Origin of the sequence: Streptomyces plumbidurans (assembly GCF_019857225.1) — a bacterium.
GTDB lineage: Bacteria > Actinomycetota > Actinomycetes > Streptomycetales > Streptomycetaceae > Streptomyces > Streptomyces plumbidurans.
On record NZ_JAFJSY010000154.1, the window covers coordinates 1 to 4,204 of the forward strand.

At 67.1% G+C, this 4,204-nt stretch carries 2 protein-coding genes; both read left to right on the top strand.

Annotation, left to right across the window (positions count from 1 at the left end; all coding sequences use genetic code 11):
- Positions 1–448 precede the first annotated feature (448 nt).
- Positions 449–2,959, top strand: a complete 2,511-nt coding sequence (locus JYK17_RS40065; protein WP_234548412.1) for a DEAD/DEAH box helicase — start codon at positions 449–451, stop codon at positions 2,957–2,959.
- Positions 2,960–3,577: 618 nt separating this feature from the next.
- A partial coding sequence (locus tag JYK17_RS40070) for a hypothetical protein (RefSeq protein ID WP_222812310.1) occupies positions 3,578–4,204 on the top strand: 627 nt, incomplete at its 3' end.

Consider the following 4,204-nt stretch of genomic DNA (forward strand, 5'->3'; position numbering starts at 1 on the left):
CGCAGACACGACGCGCCGCCGCTACGCGGCGGATTCCGGCTTCGCCGGAATAACGGCGGAACTCCGTTCCGCCTCCCGGATCACTCCGTGATCCGGGAGCTCGGCCTCCGGCCGAACCCTGTCCCGTACCGGCCTGCTCCGCAGTCCAGTACGGGACCTGACGCACCCTCCGGGCGCGTCAGAAAAGCAGCAGCAGCGTGAGGAGGTGGCTTGGGCGGTTGATGCAGTGTCAGGACTGGCGCAGCGGTCCTCTCCGACCACTTCTAGCCACTTCTCAATCAACCTAGTGCGTCACTTTTTTACTCGGCTAGAATCTGGGATGATGACAGAGTACCTATCCCCCGAAAGGTTCGCACGATAGAAGTCGTCATTTTTGGATCCCGGATCGATTCTGGGATAGCAGTCGAATCCCTCTAGAACTCCGAGAATGCGAGACTCCGTGACTCAGATGGAATTGCGCCCACATCAGGTTGAGGCCGTCGAAAACGTGGTCCGAATTCTCGGCACACCGCCCGGTGGCCGTATGCCTCCCGAGGGGTTGAGGACGCAGGTAATCGCGGCCACAGGCTCCGGTAAAACTCTCATCGCTGCTGAATCGGCGCACCGGCTTTCGGCCCGGCGGGTGCTCGTGCTGGTGCCGACGTTGGACCTGCTGACGCAGATGGCCGGCGCGTGGCGTCGGGCGGGTCGGTCGGGCGCGATGGTGGGGGTGTGCTCGTTGCGGGCGGAGGAGAGTCAGGGTCTGCCGTGTACGACCGATGCTGACGAGCTCGTGGAGTGGGTGAGCGGGCTGGAGACCGTGACCGTCTTCGCGACGTATGCATCGGTGGGCCTGGGGGTCCTTCAACGTGCGCACGCCGCGGGGTTGGGGGTGTGGAGCCTGATGGTCGTAGACGAGGCCCATCGGACGAGTGGGGATGGGCTGAAGCCGTGGGCGGCCGTGCACGACCAGGCGCAGCTTCCTGCGGAGCGTCGGTTGTACATGACGGCGACGCCGCGGGTGTGGGAGGCCGAGGGCGAACGGCCTCGGATGGTGGCGTCGATGGAGGACGGCTCCCCTGTCTTCGGGCCGGTCGCCTACAAGTTGACGCTGTCGGAGGCGGTCGGGCGGGGCATCGTGGCGCCGTATCAGGTGCTGTGCCTCGACATCCGTGATCCCGACCTCTACACGGCGCTGACAAGCGAGGCCCCCGGAACTGATGCCGTGCGTGGAGCGCGGCTGGCGGCGGTGCAGACGGGGCTGATCCGCGCTGCTGTCCAGGAGCGCTTTCGTCGGGTGCTGTCGTTTCACAGTCGGGTGGGTGAGGCGGAAGCGATGGCGGCCGCGGTGCCGGCGACCGCAGACCGGCTGGTCGCCGACGACCCAGACACCTACCCGCCCGTGGAGCGGGTGTGGGCGGACTGGTTGTACGGCGAGCACGCGGCCGGCCACCGCCGCAAAGTGCTCGATGAATTTGCATCTGAGTTTCTGGGCGGGCCCGAATTCGAGGGTCGTGATGTGCGGGCGGAATTGCGGGTGCTTTCCTCTGTTCGTGTGCTTGGGGAAGGTGTCGACACTGCCGAGTGTGACGCGGTCCTTTTCTCGGACGCACGGGGGTCGATGGTGGACATCGTGCAGATGGTCGGACGCGCGCTGCGGCTCAATCCGGATCACGGGAAATTGGCGACGTTGATCGTTCCTGTGTTTCTCGGGCTCGACGAAGATCCGAATGAACTCCTCACGTCTGACGCCTACAACAGCCTGTCGAAGGTCCTTGGAGCCCTGCGGGCGCACGATGCTCAGACGATCGAGGCACTCGCTGATCCCCGGCTGCGCAACAGCCGCCTTGCCGCCGAAGACGACGGCGAGATCGGCGAGTTGAGCCAGGGCGGGGCGGCCCAAGACGACGTCGGTGAGGACGGGGGCGAGGAGCAGGACATCGTTCCGGCGGCGGGAGCTTCGGCGGCGGGCGTGCTGCGGTTCAGCGAACAACGCGACCCCGCCGCCCTTGCGCAGTTCGTGCGGCTACGGGTCATCGACCCCGAGAAGGCGTACTGGCGGCGCGGCATCGAGGCCGCCACGAGGTGGCTGCGCGAGACCGGGGAGGCAGAGCTGCGGGTGCCGTTCACGTACGTCACGCCTGAAGACTGGGGGGCGGGCATCGGCGGGCATCCGCTGGGGGTATGGGTGGCAGATCAACGCCGGTACTACCGCGAGGGCACGCTGGACGCCTCGCGCGTGACCGAGTTGGAGAACCTCGGCATGGTGTGGTCCGTGCACGCATCCGCGTGGGACGCCGGCCTCGCCGTCGCCCGCGACTACGCGGCTGTGCACGGGCATTGCCTGCCCGGCGCCACCGTGGTCTGGGACGGGTTTGCCTTGGGTACCTGGTTGAAGAATCAGAGGGCCGCGGCCCGGAAGGCCCGGGAGAACGCCGTACGCCGCGCGTACGGGGAAACGGGCCTGTCGTATGCCGGGGAGCTCTCAGAGTCGCGCATGGAGGCGCTGGCAGAGATCGACCCTGGGTGGTGCCCGGAGTGGGAGATTGGGTGGCAGCGCTGCTACCGGCTCGCGCTCGCTCATGTACGAGCTGGAGGTGCGCTCCCAGCCGCGGTCGGCGAGCTGATCGTGCAGGGCGAGGACCTCGGTGCATGGATCACCGGGCAGCGGGCCGGATGGGATCGGCTGATGCCGGCGCAGCAGTACCTCCTGGAAACCATCGGCATCGAACCCGCGGGCGAAGACGAGGCCGTACGGCCGGTACGGCGCACCCAGGACGACCGGTGGGCGGTCAACCTGGCTGCCGCCAGGGCGTTCTACGCCCGTGAGGGCCACCTCCGGCCCGCCCGAAAGCACGTCGAGCACGTGGACGGTCAAGCGATCAAGCTGGGCGCGTTTCTCGATAACACCCGACGTAGGAAGGCCAGGCTCAGCCCCGAACGTCGTGCGGAGTTGGATGCATTGAGCATGCGCTGGTAGCGAGGGACCTGGCTGGCTGTCCGGTGGCTGAGGGCCCGGACCACTTGGTCCGGGCCCTCAGTCGTGCCTCGCCACTGTCTGCGGTCCGGCGGGAGGCCCAGGGCCTCCCGCAGTCCGGATGATCCTGGACACCATGCCTGGCCTGCCGGAAGGTGAGCGGGCTGCCGTTTTGTGCGAACTGGCCCGCATGCAACACGAGCGGGGACGGGCCGCCTCCCGCCGATCCTCCAGCGACTGGTCCCGCGGCGTCCTCATGACCGTTTTGTGCAGCGGTTCTGCAGGGCCGGGCTGTCCTCGAAGCCTTTGGCATGCGCTGGTAGCTGCCGGTCCGGGTCGTCCGCAGGCCCGGTTCCCGTAGATGAGCCTGGGTGTGCTTCCGGTGCATTGCTGCTGCTCAGTGCGGCATTGCAGCGTCTGGCAGCGGCGTTTGAGCCCGCCTCAATACCGTGCGGGGCTCAACTTTTTCGCCTCGTCCGAAAGATTTTTGCTCGCTCGTGTGACGTTCCCACTTTCAGCCCGCATAGAAGCCAACGAGCGCGTACAACCAGATTTCTATTTCTCGCGCGCGCGAGTTGAAGCTGACGACTCGGAGGGGCAGCTCCAGACGGGGAGAGTTGTATGACAAACGAGATATCAGCCGCTGAGGTCCTGGACGACATCCTTCTGGAACCGCGTACGGCGCGCATCGCGCGTGACGTCGCGGTGGTGGAAGAGCTGGCCGCACACGGCTTCGAGGGCCCGGTCTACAAGACGTTCGAAGACCGGCTGTGCCGGGAGGCCTGGCCGGCGCTGCGGGGCATGCTGCGGACGGGTCTGCTCATCCAGCTGTCCGTGAAGTGGTTCACCGACCACCAGATCGTCTTCTTCGTGCCGCCTGACCACAAGGACCTGCTGCGCACCAGCGGCCTGGAGCGGGACGAGCTGCTCGTCGACATCGTGCTGCCGGCGCTGCGGAAGTTCCGCCTCAAGGCGCTGATCGGCGGCGGCTGGAACCCCGAGTATCGGGGGCCGAAGGGCCCCGGATGCCTGACGTCGTATTTCATCGGGCTGTGCATCCTGGAGTTCCGTCGCGCCTACCTGAAGTGGGCCAAGCAGCGGGCGCGGCTGGCGGAGCAGGAGGCCGCCCTGCTGGACCCGGAGGCATTCTTCCGTCTGCGTCCCGCGCTGCCGCACCTCGCGGAGCCCGAGGTCGTGCTGTTCACGGGGCCGTTCATGGAGCTGCTCGACACGCAGCCGGCCGAGACG

Excerpts from the sequence above, each read along its gene's own strand:
- JYK17_RS40065 (WP_234548412.1), top strand. The coding sequence starts at position 449 with ATGGAATTGCGCCCACATCAGGTTGAGGCCGTCGAAAACGTGGTCCGA.